Source organism: Azospirillum sp. B506, assembly GCF_000333595.1.
Classification (GTDB): domain Bacteria; phylum Pseudomonadota; class Alphaproteobacteria; order Azospirillales; family Azospirillaceae; genus Azospirillum.
This window is the reverse complement of the sequence record NZ_BADK01001000.1, coordinates 1-13,860: the sequence shown is the minus strand read 5'-3', so window position 1 is coordinate 13,860 and position 13,860 is coordinate 1. Positions and strand designations below refer to the sequence as shown.

The 13,860-nt window shown below is 66.6% G+C and carries 15 protein-coding genes and 1 pseudogene; 10 read left to right on the top strand and 6 right to left on the bottom strand.

What is annotated here, in order from left to right:
- On the bottom strand, positions 1-974 hold a 974-nt coding region (locus I71_RS31050; RefSeq protein ID WP_042703413.1), incomplete at its 3' end, for a LysR family transcriptional regulator.
- A gap of 124 nt (positions 975-1,098) precedes the next feature.
- Between I71_RS31050 and I71_RS31045 the strand changes: the two genes are divergently transcribed.
- The 5 genes from I71_RS31045 (at position 1,099) to I71_RS31025 (ending at position 5,942) form a co-directional block, all read left to right on the top strand.
- Positions 1,099-2,136, top strand: a complete 1,038-nt coding sequence (locus tag I71_RS31045; RefSeq protein ID WP_049976420.1) for a uroporphyrinogen decarboxylase family protein — start codon at positions 1,099-1,101, stop codon at positions 2,134-2,136.
- A gap of 92 nt (positions 2,137-2,228) precedes the next feature.
- Positions 2,229-2,618, top strand: coding sequence for a Rid family detoxifying hydrolase (locus I71_RS31040; RefSeq protein WP_042703411.1), 390 nt, complete (start codon positions 2,229-2,231; stop codon positions 2,616-2,618).
- Positions 2,615-3,751, top strand: coding sequence for a PLP-dependent cysteine synthase family protein (locus tag I71_RS31035; RefSeq protein WP_199902298.1), 1,137 nt, complete (start codon positions 2,615-2,617; stop codon positions 3,749-3,751). The genes I71_RS31040 and I71_RS31035 overlap by 4 nt, the downstream gene beginning before the upstream one ends.
- Positions 3,752-3,865: 114 nt before the next feature.
- On the top strand, positions 3,866-5,200 hold the full coding sequence (gene tcuC, locus I71_RS31030) for a tricarballylate/proton symporter TcuC (protein WP_159107457.1): 1,335 nt from the start codon (positions 3,866-3,868) through the stop codon (positions 5,198-5,200).
- A 316-nt stretch (positions 5,201-5,516) separates the two neighbouring features.
- Positions 5,517-5,942 (top strand): TerB family tellurite resistance protein, encoded by a 426-nt coding sequence (locus I71_RS31025; RefSeq protein WP_042703409.1) that lies wholly within the window; start codon positions 5,517-5,519, stop codon positions 5,940-5,942.
- A 41-nt stretch (positions 5,943-5,983) separates the two neighbouring features.
- Here I71_RS31025 and lysA read toward each other — a convergent pair whose 3' ends face one another.
- From lysA to argH, 3 genes are read right to left on the bottom strand one after another with little or no spacing between them, the layout of a single operon-like run.
- Positions 5,984-7,243, bottom strand: coding sequence for a diaminopimelate decarboxylase (lysA, locus tag I71_RS31020; RefSeq protein ID WP_042703416.1), 1,260 nt, complete (start codon positions 7,241-7,243; stop codon positions 5,984-5,986).
- A gap of 32 nt (positions 7,244-7,275) precedes the next feature.
- Positions 7,276-7,470: a hypothetical protein gene (locus I71_RS31015; protein WP_042703407.1), complete on the bottom strand. Its 195-nt coding sequence runs from the start codon at positions 7,468-7,470 to the stop codon at positions 7,276-7,278.
- Positions 7,467-8,915, bottom strand: coding sequence for an argininosuccinate lyase (gene argH, locus I71_RS31010; RefSeq protein ID WP_199902297.1), 1,449 nt, complete (start codon positions 8,913-8,915; stop codon positions 7,467-7,469). Before argH ends, I71_RS31015 begins: the two co-directional genes overlap by 4 nt.
- A gap of 89 nt (positions 8,916-9,004) precedes the next feature.
- Between argH and I71_RS31005 the strand changes: the two genes are divergently transcribed.
- Both I71_RS31005 and I71_RS31000 read left to right on the top strand, forming a co-directional pair.
- Positions 9,005-9,625 carry a TlpA disulfide reductase family protein gene (locus I71_RS31005; RefSeq protein ID WP_244434162.1) on the top strand — a complete coding sequence of 207 codons (621 nt, stop codon included), beginning with the start codon at positions 9,005-9,007 and terminating at the stop codon, positions 9,623-9,625.
- A 61-nt stretch (positions 9,626-9,686) separates the two neighbouring features.
- Positions 9,687-10,442, top strand: a complete 756-nt coding sequence (locus I71_RS31000; RefSeq protein ID WP_042703403.1) for a cyclic nucleotide-binding domain-containing protein — start codon at positions 9,687-9,689, stop codon at positions 10,440-10,442.
- Positions 10,443-10,519: 77 nt separating this feature from the next.
- On the opposite strand, the gene I71_RS30995 is transcribed toward I71_RS31000, so the two are convergent.
- Complete coding sequence (locus I71_RS30995; RefSeq protein WP_042703401.1) at positions 10,520-11,464, bottom strand: LysR family transcriptional regulator; 945 nt, start codon at positions 11,462-11,464, stop codon at positions 10,520-10,522.
- 121 nt (positions 11,465-11,585) lie between these two features.
- Between I71_RS30995 and I71_RS39000 the strand changes: the two genes are divergently transcribed.
- The 3 genes from I71_RS39000 to I71_RS30985 are packed head-to-tail and all read left to right on the top strand — an operon-like array spanning position 11,586 to position 13,117.
- Positions 11,586-11,891: a hypothetical protein gene (locus I71_RS39000; protein ID WP_199902296.1), complete on the top strand. Its 306-nt coding sequence runs from the start codon at positions 11,586-11,588 to the stop codon at positions 11,889-11,891.
- Positions 11,892-11,912: 21 nt separating this feature from the next.
- Positions 11,913-12,137: a hypothetical protein gene (locus I71_RS38995; protein ID WP_199902295.1), complete on the top strand. Its 225-nt coding sequence runs from the start codon at positions 11,913-11,915 to the stop codon at positions 12,135-12,137.
- Entirely contained in the window at positions 12,134-13,117 is a 984-nt protein-coding gene (locus tag I71_RS30985) for an NAD(P)H-quinone oxidoreductase (protein ID WP_042703399.1), read from the top strand. Before I71_RS38995 ends, I71_RS30985 begins: the two co-directional genes overlap by 4 nt.
- A gap of 64 nt (positions 13,118-13,181) precedes the next feature.
- Here I71_RS30985 and I71_RS30980 read toward each other — a convergent pair.
- Positions 13,182-13,860: pseudogene (locus I71_RS30980) on the bottom strand (glycerate kinase); the annotation flags it as partial.

The following is a 13,860-nucleotide window of genomic DNA, read 5'->3' as shown; positions in this document are numbered from 1 at the left end:
TTCCGGGGGGCCCCGAAACCCCCCCGGCCCTTTCCGGGCCGGTTTCTCCCGAGAAAGCTCCGGCCGCGGAGATTGCCGTCGCGCACCATCTCCCCGATCCGTCGATGCAGCAGGGCCATGACCGCACGCGCCGAGGCCGACAGGTTCGATGAATCATGCCAGACGAAGGACAGCGTCCGTTCGATGGACGGGTTGACGATTCGGGTCGCCGTCAGTGCTCCTGCGTCGATCTCCGAGATGAATGCCGAATAGGGCGCGACCGTATAGACCGGCCCGTTCAGGATGATGCTGCGGAGCACCGACAGCGAATCCTGTTCGATCGCGATCCTGATGCGATGGCCTTCACGGGCGGCGGTGTTCTCCAGATCCACCCGGAGCTGGTTTTTGCGATCCCCCATGACCAGCGGGTATTCGACGACATCGTGGAAGTCGATCTCGCCGTCAGCGGCCTGCGGCGGCGTCCGCCCGATGAGATAGAGTTCCTGCGCAATGACCGGTTGCGAGGCTGCGCCGGCCAGCGTCGCGATGTTCGGCAGCAGCGCGAAATCCACCTGACGCGACGTGACCAGATTTTCGCTGGCCACCCGCATCAGATCGAGGATGACGAGACGGACGCGGGGATAGGTCCGCCGGACCTCCCAGAACAGCTTGCCCGCCAGCAACGGCGCGACCGACGCGGCCAGCACGATGCGCACCTCTCCGGTCAGTTCGCCGGCTGCATTGGCCGCCTCCTCCCGCACCTGCTCGACGTGCCGGAACAGCGAAAGCGCACCATTGAACAGCCGCTCGCCGGCCTCCGTCAGATGGACGCCCTTGGTGCTCCGCTCGAACAGCCTGACCCCGAGTTCCTCCTCCAGGGCCTTGATGTGCGCCGAATAGGCCGGCTGGGCGAGCCGGACTTTCCTGGCCGCCGCCGAAATGCTTCCGCATTTGACCGCTTCCACGAAGTAGCGGAGCTGATCGAGCTTGAACATCCTGTCCCATGCCTCCGCCATCGTCATTGACGATACCCAGCATACGGATTGCGTATTTTTTGTATAGCCAGAGCTTCTGTATCGTGACGGTGGAATTAAGGAAACATGACGAACCGAGGCGTTCATGGAATACAGCCAAAACATCTCGACCATATTTGCTGGTCGTGAGCGCCACAAACCGCTGTTCTCGTTCTGGACACACTTCCCCGATATCGACCTTGATCCGCAGCGTCTTGCCGACGCCACCATCGGTCTTCAGAGGACCTTCGATCTCGATTTCGTGAAGACCGCTCCGAACGGAATGTATGCGATCGAGGATTATGGGGTCGGCATCGATTTTTCGGAGGTCGGCACCGGCGGGATCGCGCGGATCACCTCGACCCCGTTCGAGCGGGCCGAGGATTGGGACGACCTCCCGGATCTCGACATTCATTCGGGCGCCCTGGGGCGGGAACTCCGGTCGCTGCGTCTCGTGCGTGCCGCCCTGCCCGATATTCCCATCGTCTTCACCGTGTTCAGCCCGATGACGATTGCGGCCAAACTCAGCAGAGGAGCGATACGGACGCAGATCCGGGACGGCAACCATGCGCGGGAAATCCATGGCGCGCTTGGGAAAATCTCAAGGCTCGTCTCGCGCTATTCGGCGGCGGCCATCGAGGCAGGAGCCGACGGCGTCTTCTTCGCCCATCAGGACACGGGGCGGGATCGCTTCCCCTACGACGACTTCAGCGAATATGTCGCCGCCTACGATCTGGAGGCGCTGTTCGGTGCCCGGTCCGGCCGCTTCAACATCCTCCATATCCATGGCGAGCAGATCCGCTTCCGCGAGCTGCTCGATTATCCGGTCCATGGAATCAACTGGCACTCCTGGGAGACGCTTCCCTCCATGGCCGGCGGCCTGCTGTCGTCCCGCAAATGCATCGTCGGCGGCATCGACCGGCGTTCGGTGACCGCGAACGACATCCCGGCCATCGAGGATCAGATCCGTTCGGTTTCCAGGATGGCCGAAGGCGTGGGCAACGTCATTTTCGCGCCGAGCTGCACGATCCGCGCCGGGTTCCGCCCGGAAACGCTCCATGCCATCCGCTCCATCGTGAAGGGGCAGCAACCCCGGCGGGGCCGGACGCTGCAGGCTGCCTGGATGGGCGCGGCGCTCGGCTGACGCCATCGGCGGACCGCCACCTGGACCGGCCGCTGTCTCCCCAATGACCAGGGACTTCATCCCCATCCGCTTCGCAGGACCATACGACCCTCATGACGACCATATCGACCCCGCAGGCCCCGGCGGCCATCGGCCCCTATTCGCAGGCCGTCGTCTTCAACGGCCTGATCTTCGCATCCGGCCAGCTGCCCATCGATCCGGCGACCGGCGCGTTTCCGTCCGACGATCCGGCCGAACAGGCGCGCCAATGCCTGCGCAATCTCGCCGCGATCGCACGGGCCGGCGGCAGCGACCTGTCGCGGGCCGTCAAGGTCACGGTTCTCATGCGCGATCTGGCGCGCTTCGGCGACGTCAACGACGTCTTCCGGGAAGTCTTCACCGAACCCTATCCGGCCCGGACCACCTTCGAGGCGTCCGGTCTGCCGAGAGGCGCGCAGGTGGAAATCGATGCGATCATCGCCGTGGGATCGGATTTGACATGACGGACTTCTGCAATCGCCGGATGGAGGAGCTTCCCCTTTCCGGCCCGGACCGATCCTGGGCCAGGCGGGCGCTGGACCTTCTGCAGGGCGATGGCCGCCGGTCGGCCGACACCCATCTGGTCAAGCCCGCCTTCAAGGGGCTGAAGGGGATCTCGATCTATCTGAAGGACGAGAGCACCCATCCGACCGGCAGCCTGAAGCATCGCCTTGCCCGCTCGCTGTTCCTGTACGGCATCTGCAACGGCCGCATCGGCCCGGGCACCACGCTGGTCGAGGCCTCGTCCGGATCGACCGCGGTTTCGGAAGCCTACTTCGCCCACCTGCTCGACCTTCCCTTCATCGCCGTGATGCCGCGGTCGACCAGCTGCCAGAAGATCGAGGCGATCGAACGGTTCGGCGGACGGTGCCATTTCGTCGACCATGCCGGAGAGGTCTACGCGGTCGCCCAGGAGATCGCCGCCCAGACGGGGGGCCATTATCTCGACCAGTTCACCAACGCGGAGCGGGCGACCGACTGGCGCGGCAACAACAACATCGCCCAAAGCATCTTCGACCAGATGCAGTGCGAACCGCAGGCGGTTCCGGCCTGGATCGTCATGAGCGCCGGCACCGGCGGGACCTCGGCGACGATCGGGCGATACATCAAGTACCGCGGCTTCGAGACGCAGCTTTGCGTGGTCGATGTCGAAGGTTCGGCCTTCTACGACGCCTGGGCGTCGGGAGACATGCAGGCGACCGCGCCGGGAAGCCTCATCGAGGGCATCGGCCGCCCCCGCGTGGAACCCTCCTTCATCCCCGGCGTGATCGATCACATGATCCGTGTGCCGAACACGGCGTCGATCGCCGCCGCGCATGTCCTCTCCGACCTGCTTTTCCGCCGCGTCGGCGGCTCCACCGGCACCAATTTCTTCGGCACCCTGCTCGTCGCCGCGCAGATGATCAAAGAAAACAAGACCGGGGCGCTCGTCACCATCATCTGCGACAGTGGCGACCGCTATTCCGGCTCCTACTACAATCCGGACTGGCTTCAGGAAAAGAAACTCGACATCGCCCCCTGGCGCCAGAAGATCGAGACGTTCCTGGAGCGTGGGGACGGGCTTTTCGATCACCGTTGCATGACCGAAAGCCGCTGATGCGGGTCGGCAGGTCTTACGATCAAAAGCAGTAAGGTTTTATTCTCTTCAGCAATCCTGGGACAGCTTCACGACACAGGGAGAATGTTCATGCCGCCGCACCGCGAAACCCGCATGCGAAAACTGTATCGCATCATCCAGGTCGCTTCGGGGAATTTCTTCGAGGCATTCGATCTCGTCGTCTTCGGTACTTTTGCCACGGCCGTCGGGGCAGCATTCTTCCCGGCAGACAATCCAGTGACATCCCTGATGATGGCGCTGATGGTATTCGCCGTGGCCTATGTGATGAGGTTCGCCGGCGCGGTCATCCTCGGTCCCTATTTCGACCATGCGGGCCGGCGCAAGGGATTGCTGATCAGTCTTTCCCTGATGGCGTTGGGCACCATCATCATCGCCTTCACGCCCAAATACGAGACGATCGGCCTTGCGGCCCCCCTGCTTGTCCTGTTCGGACGCCTGTTGCAAGGCTTTTCGATCGGTGCGGAGACCGGCGGGGTGACGGCGTATCTGAAGGAGATGTCGGGGAGGAACAACTCCGCGCTCTATGTGTGCTGGAACGCCGTATGCTTCAGCGCCGCCACCATCATGGCGCTGTCGCTGGGATATCTCATCAACCAGACTCTGAAACCGGACCAGATCCTGTCCTGGGGGTTCCGTATCCCGTTCATCCTCGGCTGCGGCGTCATTCCCTTGATCTTCTACCTGCGCCGAAGCCTGATCGAGAGCGAGGAATTCGCGTCCTCCATCCATCACCCGTCGATCCGCGAGGTCTGGGCGGCATTGGCCAAGCATTGGCGGGTTGCCCTGAGCGGCATGCTGATGTCGACGGCAGGGTCCAGCATGTTCTATGTGATCTTCACCTACTCTCCGATTTTCGCCAAGGAGGTCCTTCACATGTCGGCGGCCGACAGTTTCCTGTCGACCGTCGGGGTCACCGCCGCCAACATCGTCATGCTGCCGCTGTTCGCCCTGCTTTCGGATCGCATCGGGCGGAAGCCGATCCTGATCGGTTGCGGCATCCTGTCCTTCGTCACCGCCTATCCCGCGATGTACATGCTGGCGAACAACGTCACCTTCACGAACCTGTTTCTCGTGCAGCTGTGGTTCGCAGTGCTGTATGCCTCCTACACGTCGTCGTCCCTCGTCGCACTGGCGGAGAGGGTGCCGACCCAGATCCGCGCCACGGGATACGGGGTCGCGACCACGCTCGGCCTCGCCATTTTCGGCGGCTTCACGCCTTTCGTCTCGCAATATCTGGTCAACGCCACCGGGCTCAAGGCGTCACCGGCCTTCTGGGTCATGTTCGTCTCGGCCTGCGGCATCCTGGGCACGCTCACCTTCTGGAAGGCATCGCGAGCGATCCAGATGCCCGACGCCGCCAAGACATCGGGCATCATCGCCGACGCGCCTGCCCGAAGCGGCGGTGCAGCGTTGCAGGAGAGCGTGTAACGGTCCGGTCCCGGCAGAGTGCCGATGCAGAGAGGGGCTTTGCCGGGAATGGTTCCATGGAACAGTCCGGTCTTCTGTGGAAAGAGTCACCGCATCCGCATCGCCGGCCTGTGTGGACGGACAGGATCATGGTGAAAATCCTTGGAACAGGGAAGTCGTTGTAGACGTGGCGACGACCTGCCTTTTGTGGACTTTCCCTATCATCATTGAACGGCTTCCGTCATCCGGCGAAAAAAAACGCGTCGCTCCCCATCTTGCACGGCGTTCTCCATGGGCCCAAATGGGCGGGCGTCTGAACCATTGGGGAGGTCGAACGATGGGTCTGTTCGATATGTTCAAGGGCAACGCGCCGCTGGAGATGACCCCGCGCCGCGCGCTGGTGGTTTCGCTGATCTACTGCATGGGATCGGACGGCGAGATCGATCCGGAGGAGGTCGGCCATCTGGTTTCCGTCCTCGGCCGCAGGGCCTCGCGGGAGGAACTGGACGGTTGCCTCAAATACGCGCGCAGCACCCAGCCGGAGAGCTTCCTGGGCGAGGTCGCACCCAAGCTGAACCAGCAGCAGCGGCTGTGCATCCTGCTGAACATGATCGACAGCGCCATGGCCGATGGCGAAGCGGAGCAGGGCGAGCGCGACCTGATCATCCGTTTCCAGCAGGCCTTCGGTTTCGACGACGCGACGTTGCGGCCCTATTTCGAGGCGCTGACGGCGAAGAACAGCCGGTTCGTGCTCGATGCGTGACGGGAGCGCCCCCTCTCCGATGGGGAGGGGGCGCCAGTCCGTTAGAGCCAGTCGGGCACGCGCTCGGCCGCCAGCATCTCCTCCACCGTCGGGCGGGGGCGGATGACCGAGAAGCGGTCGCCGTTGACCAGAACCTCCGGCACCAGCGGCCGGCTGTTGTAGGTCGAGGCCATCACCGCACCATAGGCGCCGGCCGACAGGAAGGCGACGAGGTCGTCGTCCGCCAGCGGCGGCAGCGGGCGCTGCACGGCGAAGGTGTCGCCGCTCTCGCACACCGGGCCGACCACGTCATAGGGTTCCTGCGCGGCATCGGCGGCCGGCTCCGCGACGGGCACGATGCCGTGATAGGCGTCGTACAGCGACGGACGGATCAGGTCGTTCATCGCGGCGTCGACGATGACGAAGCGGCGGTGCAGCCCCTGCTTCACATAGATGACACGGCTGACCAGGATGCCGGCATTGCCGACCAGCGAGCGGCCCGGCTCCAGCGTGATGCGGCAGCCGAGATTGCCGGTGATCGAGCGCACCATCGCGGCATAGTCGGCCAGATCGGGCGGCGCCTCGCTCTTGTAGGTGATGCCGAGACCGCCGCCGAGATCGAGGCGCTGGATGTCGTGGCCGTCCTCGCGCAGCTGGTGCAGCAGCGCCGCCACCCGCTCGTAGGCCGCCCGGAAGGGGGCGAGGTCGGTCAGCTGCGAGCCGATATGGACGGCGATGGCGACCGGCTTGATGCCCGGCAGGGCCGCCGCGCGGCGGTAGATCTCGCGCGCGTGGTCATAGTCGATGCCGAACTTGTTCTCTTTCTTGCCGGTGGCGATCTTGGCGTGGGTCTTGGCGTCGACGTCCGGGTTGACGCGGAAGGCGATGGGAGCCTCGACGCCCAGGGACGAGGCCACCTCGCTCAGCGCCTCCAGCTCCGGCACCGATTCGACGTTGATCTGGTGGATGCCGGCCTCAAGGGCGGCGCGCAGGTCGTCGCGGGTCTTGCCGACGCCGGAGAAGACGATGCGCTCCGCCGGGATGCCGCCGGCCAGCGCCCGCTTCATCTCGCCCACCGACACCACGTCGCCGCCGGCCCCCAGCTTCGCCAGCGTGCGGATGACGGCGAGGTTGGAATTGGCCTTCAGCGCGTAGCAGACGCCGGCATCCTGGCCGGCGAAGGCGCCGGCATAGGCGTTGTAGTGCGATTCCAGCGCTGCGGTGGAATAGAGGTAGAAGGGGGTGCCCACCTCCCGCGCCACATCCTCCAGCGAGACGGATTCGGCATGCAGCACGCCGTTGCGGTAGGCGAAGACGCTCATGGGAGATCCGTTGGGCGAACCGGTGCGGGCGGTCATGGGAACTGGACTCCGGAACCGGCCGGCTTGCCGGGCTTCGGGTCCTGCGAAGGGTTGGGGTAGGTGCGGGGGAAGGGGTCGACCTGCCCCTCCGGCAGCGGGCTGTCGACGAATTTCGGCTTCTTGCCGCAGCCGGCCAACGCCAGGGCGCCGGCCAGGGCCAGGATGGTCAGCGTAACGCTACGGTTCACAGGAAACGCTCCCGGGCGGCCTTCACCGCCTCCTGCACGCGGACGGGGGCCGGGCCGCCGAAGCTGGTGCGGCTGTTCAGCGACGCCTCGATGCTCAGCGCCGGATAGACGGCTTCGGTGATGCGCGGCTCGATGGCCTGGAGTTCGGCCAGCGTCAGGTCGGTCAGGCCGACGCGGCGGTCCTCCGCCGCCTTGACGGCGCGGCCGGTGACGTGGTGCGCCTCGCGGAAGGGCATGTCCAGCTCCCGCACCAGCCAGTCGGCAAGGTCGGTGGCGTTGAGGAAGCCGCGGTCGGCCGCCTCGCGCATCGCCGGGACGTTCGGCTGCATGTCGCGCACCATGCCTTCCATGGCGGCGATGCAGAGCGCCAGCGTGTCGTCGGCCTCGAACACCGGCTCCTTGTCCTCCTGCATGTCCTTGGAATAGGCCAGCGGCAGGCCCTTCATGGCGATCAGCAGGCTGTTCAGGCTGCCGATGACGCGGCCGGCCTTGGCGCGCACCAGCTCCGCCGCGTCAGGGTTCTTCTTCTGCGGCATGATCGACGAGCCGGTGGTGAAGGCGTCCGACAGCCTGATGAAGCGGAACTGGGCCGAGCACCAGATCACGATCTCCTCGGCGAAGCGCGACAGGTGCATGGCGCAGATCGACGCCGCCGACAGATATTCCAGCGCGAAGTCGCGGTCGGACACCGCGTCCAGCGAGTTGGCGGTCGGCCGGTTGAAGCCCAGCGCCTCCGCCGTCATGAAACGGTCGATGGGGTAGGGGGTGCCGGCCAGCGCCGCCGAGCCGAGCGGGCATTCGTTCAGCCGGCAGCGGGCGTCGCGGAAGCGGCTGCGGTCGCGCCCGAACATCTCGACATAGGCCAGCAGGTGATGGGCGAAGCTGATCGGCTGCGCCGCCTGGAGATGGGTGAAGCCGGGCATCACCGTGCCGGTGTGTTGCTCCGCCAGATCGATCAGCGCGGTCTGCAGCGCGGTCAGGCCGGCGATGGTCCGGTCGATGGCGTCGCGCACCCAAAGCTTGAAATCGGTCGCCACCTGGTCGTTGCGCGAACGGCCGGTGTGCAGGCGCTTGGCCGGTTCGCCGATCAGCTCGGCCAGCCGGGCCTCCACATTCATGTGGATGTCCTCCAGTTCCACCTTGAAGGTGAAGCTGCCGGCGTCAATCTCTGCCTTTACGCGGTCGAGTCCGCCGATGATGGCGTCGGCGTCGGCCTGGGTTATGATGCCCTGCTTGGCCAGCATCGCGGCATGGGCCTTCGACCCGGCGATGTCCTGGTCGGCAAGCCGCTTGTCGAAGCCGATGGAGGCGTTGATCTTCTCCATGATGGCGGCGGGACCGCGCGCGAATCGCCCGCCCCACATCTGGCTGGCGGCGGGTGCGGCAGCGCCGGTGGCGGCGCCGGGGATGGTGGCGGAGTTCGGCGGGGTCTGATCGGCGCTCATGGGGACGGATACCGGGGCATTCGGGTGAAGGGGAGCGAGGAAGCGTGAGTATGCGGACTTTGGCGGCTGTCGCAACGGTTTGTGTGTGCATGGCCGGGGCCGGCCTGTGGTGGAGCGCCGGTGCTGCCCCTGCGGCCCCGGAGGTGCTGCGGCTGGGCGCGGCGGATGCCGCCACGCCGGTCGCCTCCTCCGGTGCCGACAAGCTGGAAAAGTTCAAGGGGGCGGAGCCCAAGCCGATGCCGCCGCTGTCCTTTGTCGATGCCGAGGGGCGGCGGGTCGATCTGGCCGATTTCAAGGACCGGGTGATCCTGCTGAACCTGTGGGCGACCTGGTGCGGGCCTTGCGTGAAGGAGATGCCGTCGCTCGACCGGCTCCAGGCCCAGCTGGGCGGCGACGCCTTCCAGGTGGTGGCGCTGTCGCTGGACCGCGGCGGGCGGACGGCGGTGGAGCCCTTCTACAAGAAGACCGGGGTGCAGAACCTGACGGTGTTCCTCGATCCAGGATCGGAGTCGATGAAGGCGCTGTCGTTGCGCGGCCTGCCCACCACCGTCCTGGTCGATCCGGAAGGCCGCGAGCTTGGCCGCGTCGAAGGGGCGGTGGAGTGGGATTCGCCGGAGGTCGTCGCTTTCCTGCGCCAGTTCCTGGGCCGCAGCGGTCAGGGCGGCGGGCCGGCGCGCGACCGCGGCGGGGTGATGAAGACGGGCGGCTGACGATCCCGTGCCCTTGCGGTAGAGTGCTGCGCCGACCTTTCGCCCGTCCCCGAGCCGCCCAATGACACCCTCCGCCGCTTCCGGTCCCAAGCGCTATACCATCGGTCCCGGCATCGTGATGATGCGGCAGGGCGAGCGCGCCGACCGGGCGTGGCTGATCGAATCGGGCGAGTTGGAGGTGCTGCTGACCGCGCCGGACGGCAGCACCCGGCGGCTGAGCGTCGTCGGCAAGGGCTCGGTGGTCGGCGAAATGGCGCTGATCGACGATGGGGAGCGCAGCGCCACCGTGCGCTCGCTGACCGAGGTGACTTGCGTCGAGGTGACGCGGGACGCCTTCCGCGGCTTGTTGAAGCGCAGCCCGCCGCTCGCCTCCTACCTGTTGCAGAGCCTGATCGCCGCGATCCGCCGCGACTATGGCCTGCCGCCGACCGAGCGGATCGGCAATGCGGTGGATTTCCGCTCCACCAATTCGTTCCAGAAGGTGGTCGACCGTCGGATGATCCGCGAAGGGCATGTCTTCTTCAGCCCGAACGACCCGGTGAACGCCGCCTATCTGATCCAGTCCGGCCGCGTCGTGCTGCGCCCCGGCCGCGGCACGCTGGGCGAGGAGATCGCCAGCTTCGGGCCGGGCAGCCTGTTCGGTGAGATCTATCTGCTGACCGGCCGCCCGCCGGATGTCACCGCCGTGGCGGTCAGCGGCGGCGTCTGCGAGGTGATCGACAAGCGCAGCTTCGAGGATGCGGTGATGGCGATGCCGCCGATCCTGAAATCGCTGACGCGGATCTACATCTCGCAGCTGATGAAAAAAGCGCAATAGCGGCAAGTCCGTCGAGCATCGCGTCGGGCCGCGGCGCCGGTGCGGAGGGTGGCGGCCGTCGCCGCGGAAAGCCGGGATCAGGCAGCCCAGACCGGCGGCGTACCGATCACCGTGCGGATGGCGCCGCTCACCACCCGGAATTTCGCGGAGGGTTGCGCCAGGGCGCGCAGCAGGTGGATGCCGGTCTCCGACATATTCCAGGATTCTGCCCCGGTTTCTGCCCCGGATTCGCTGTCGAGCGTCAGGCGCAGGAGAGCGCCGGCACGAACATCGGTCCCCACGACCCAATCCGGCAGAAAGGCGATGCCGATGCCGGACAGGACCGCGCCCCGCATCGCCTCGAAGTCGTCGCAGCGGAAGACCACGCCAGCATCCTGCCGATGCCCTGCCGGATGGCCGAGCACGTCCGCCCAGCCGAGCAGGTCGGCGCCATGCAGCTTGTCGATCAGCCGGTGACCGGCGAGCGAGGCGCGGTCGGCCGGCGCCCCGTTGCGCGACAGATAGTCCGGCGAGGCGACGAGGAGCCTTTTCTGTCCGGCGAGACGGGTGGCGATGAGCGTGCTGTCCGCCAGCTCTCCGATGCGGATCACCGCGTCGAGACGTTCGAGGACCGGGTCGGCCAGCCGTTCGGTCAGATCGAGTTCGACGCTCAGCCGGGGATGGTCCCGCATAACCGCCTCCACCGCCGGGATCACGTAGCGCTTGCCGAAGGTGGGAAAGCAGGCAAGGCGGAAGACGCCGGTCACCGCGCCGTCGAAGGCGGCGATTTCCGCATGGGTGTCGGCCAGATCGTCCAGAAGCCGTTGCGCGCGTTCGAAGAGCCGCTCGCCGGCATCGGTCATCGCCAGGGCGCGGGTCGAGCGGACGAAGAGCGGCACGCCGACGCTGTGTTCCAGCGCGTCGATCTGACGGGCGATGGCGGAGGGGGTGAGGCCGCGCCGCCGCGCCGCGTGGGAGAAGCTGCCGCCCCGAACCACGTCGACGAAGACCGTCAGGTGCTCTGCGAAGCGCGGATCGATCATCTTTGCGTTCCGGGCAAAAAGGTTTCGATGTCTGGCTGCATTCTCGCCCCTGCGGAGGCTGCGTAAGGTCCATTCCACCAGCCGGGCGCCGGAGCCCGACTGAGGTGAAATGGAGAGTACAATGAAAGTTCTGGATCGCATCCTGTCCCAATCCGCCTATTCGGCCGAGATCGACGTGCCGCTGGATCGGGTGGACATCGAGGAATGGCTGTTTTCCCTGCCGGAGGCCGAATATCAGCGCTGCTGCGCGCCTGACCATATCGCCGCCGGCATCACCACGACCGACGACGGCCGCCGGATGTCGATCAATGTCGAGATGATCGGGACCGGCCTCGTGGTCCAGCATTATGTGGCCGAGGAAGCCGGCCCGGCCTATGTGCGGATGAATTCGATCTCGGACGTCTTCACGGCGAATGGCCGCACGTAGGTCAATGTCGTCTGGGAACTGATGGCCGAAGCCATCGACAATGGCCGGACCCGTTACACGAACCGGGTGACCGCGCATCCCACGGATGTCTTCATGGAGTTTCTGGAGGCGCATCAGCTGTCCTACGAAGCCGCCGCCGCCGCCCGTCAAGCCGCCGGTGGCGACCACAACCGGCGCGAGACGCCGCTTTTCGCGGCCAGCATTGCGCGGCGTGCAAAGGTGCGGGCGCTGGAGGGTGTGAAGTGAAGGCGGCGGTCTTCGAGGACTTCGGCCGGGCGGATGTTCTCCGCCTCGCCGAAGTGCCTGTCCCGGAGATCCGGCCGACGGATCTGCTGGTGCGGGTGCGTGCCGCCGGTGTGAACCGGGCCGATCTTCTGCAGCGGCAGGGGGCCTATGGAACGGAGACTTACGGCGACAGCCCGCTTCTCGGCCTCGAACTGGCCGGCGAGGTCGTGGAGGTCGGCGGGGCGGTGACGGGGTTCCGCCGCGGCGACCGGGTGATGGCGATCACCGGCGGCGGTGCCTATGCGGAGGTCGCGCGCGTCGATCAGGCGCTGGCTGTCCCTATGCCCGATCATCTCGGTTTCATCGAGGCGGCGGCGGTGATGGAATCCTTCGTCACAGCCTATGAGGTCGTCGGGCATCTGGCGGGTCTCGGCACCGGCCAGACCGTGCTCGTCCACGCGGCAGCGGGTGGTGTCGGCTCCGCCATGGTGCAGGTCGCCCGTGCCCTGGGGGGCCATGTCCTGGCAACGGCCGGTGCCGGTCGCCTCGACGATGTCCTCTCGCTGGGGGCCGAGGCGGCGGTCGACTACCGGTCGGCGGATTTCGAGGCGGCGGCGCGGCGGTTCACGGCAGGCCGGGGGCTCGACGCGGTGGTCGATTTCATCGGCGGCGATACGCTTGCCGCCAACCTGCGCAGCCTGCGGCCGGGCGGGATCCTGGTGCAGGTCGGGCTGATGGGAGGCGGAGGCGATGCGTCAATTCCTCTCGGCCTGCTGCTTCACAACCATCTGCGGCTGGTGGGAACGGTGATGAAGTCACGGCAGCCGGATGAGAAGCGCGCGATGGTTCGGCGCTTTGCCGATCGCATGCTGCCGCTCGTCGCCTCCGGCACCCTGCACGCCGTGGTTTCGCAGGTGTTTCCCCTGGCGCACGTCGTGCAGGCGCACGAGGCGATGGAGCGCGGCGGCGGTTTCGGAAAGATCGTGCTTACAGTGCCTTGAGGTGACCTGCACAGGCGCACCTCTTTCCAGTGTTGGCCTCCGTCAGCCGCCATTTTGCCGAACGTCAGGTCCGGTCGATGACGATCACCCGGAAGTCGTTGACGTTGGTCCGCGTCGGGCCGGTGACGACCAGATCGCCGAGCGCCTTGAAGAAGCTGTAGCCGTCGTTGTTGGCGAGGAAGGCCTTGGCGTCGAGCCCCATTGCCTCGGCCCGTTTCAGCGTGTCGGGACGCAGGATGGCGCCGGCATTGTCCTCCGTCCCGTCGATGCCGTCGGTGTCGAAGGCGGCGGCCGAGATGCCGGGATGGCCGTCGAGCGCCACCGCCAGCGCCAGCAGGAACTCGACGTTGCGGCCGCCGCGGCCCTGGCCGCGCACCGTCACCGTGGTCTCGCCGCCGGACAGGATCACGGCCGGCACCGGGGCCGGCTGGCCGTGGCGGGCGGCCTGCCGGGCGATACCGGCATGGACCTTGGCAACCTCGCGCGATTCGCCCTCGATGGCGTCGCCGAGGATGACGGGGGTATAGCCGCGGTCGCGGGCCAGCGCCGCCGCCGCTTCCAGCGCGTCCTGCGGGGTGGCGATGATGGTGGTCTCGGAACCCGACAGGCGCGGGTCGCCGGGCTTTCGCGTCTCGTCCTCCGCCGCTTCGAGGAAGGCGGCCACGGCGGGCGGCGGGGTGATGCCGTATTTCCGCAGGATGGCGCGGGCATCGGCGAAACTGTGGGGTCGGGCACGGTCGGGG

Coding starts and splice junctions, on each gene's coding strand:
- I71_RS31040 (WP_042703411.1), top strand. CDS start 2,229: ATGACGACCATATCGACCCCGCAGGCCCCGGCGGCCATCGGCCCCTAT.
- I71_RS31000 (WP_042703403.1), top strand. CDS start 9,687: ATGACACCCTCCGCCGCTTCCGGTCCCAAGCGCTATACCATCGGTCCC.
- I71_RS31025 (WP_042703409.1), top strand. CDS start 5,517: ATGGGTCTGTTCGATATGTTCAAGGGCAACGCGCCGCTGGAGATGACC.
- I71_RS31035 (WP_199902298.1), top strand. CDS start 2,615: ATGACGGACTTCTGCAATCGCCGGATGGAGGAGCTTCCCCTTTCCGGC.
- I71_RS31005 (WP_244434162.1), top strand. CDS start 9,005: ATGGCCGGGGCCGGCCTGTGGTGGAGCGCCGGTGCTGCCCCTGCGGCC.
- I71_RS31045 (WP_049976420.1), top strand. CDS start 1,099: ATGGAATACAGCCAAAACATCTCGACCATATTTGCTGGTCGTGAGCGC.
- lysA (WP_042703416.1), bottom strand. CDS start 7,243: ATGAGCGTCTTCGCCTACCGCAACGGCGTGCTGCATGCCGAATCCGTC.
- argH (WP_199902297.1), bottom strand. CDS start 8,915: ATGAGCGCCGATCAGACCCCGCCGAACTCCGCCACCATCCCCGGCGCC.
- I71_RS38995 (WP_199902295.1), top strand. CDS start 11,913: ATGGCCGAAGCCATCGACAATGGCCGGACCCGTTACACGAACCGGGTG.
- tcuC (WP_159107457.1), top strand. CDS start 3,866: ATGCGAAAACTGTATCGCATCATCCAGGTCGCTTCGGGGAATTTCTTC.
- I71_RS30995 (WP_042703401.1), bottom strand. CDS start 11,464: ATGATCGATCCGCGCTTCGCAGAGCACCTGACGGTCTTCGTCGACGTG.
- I71_RS39000 (WP_199902296.1), top strand. CDS start 11,586: ATGAAAGTTCTGGATCGCATCCTGTCCCAATCCGCCTATTCGGCCGAG.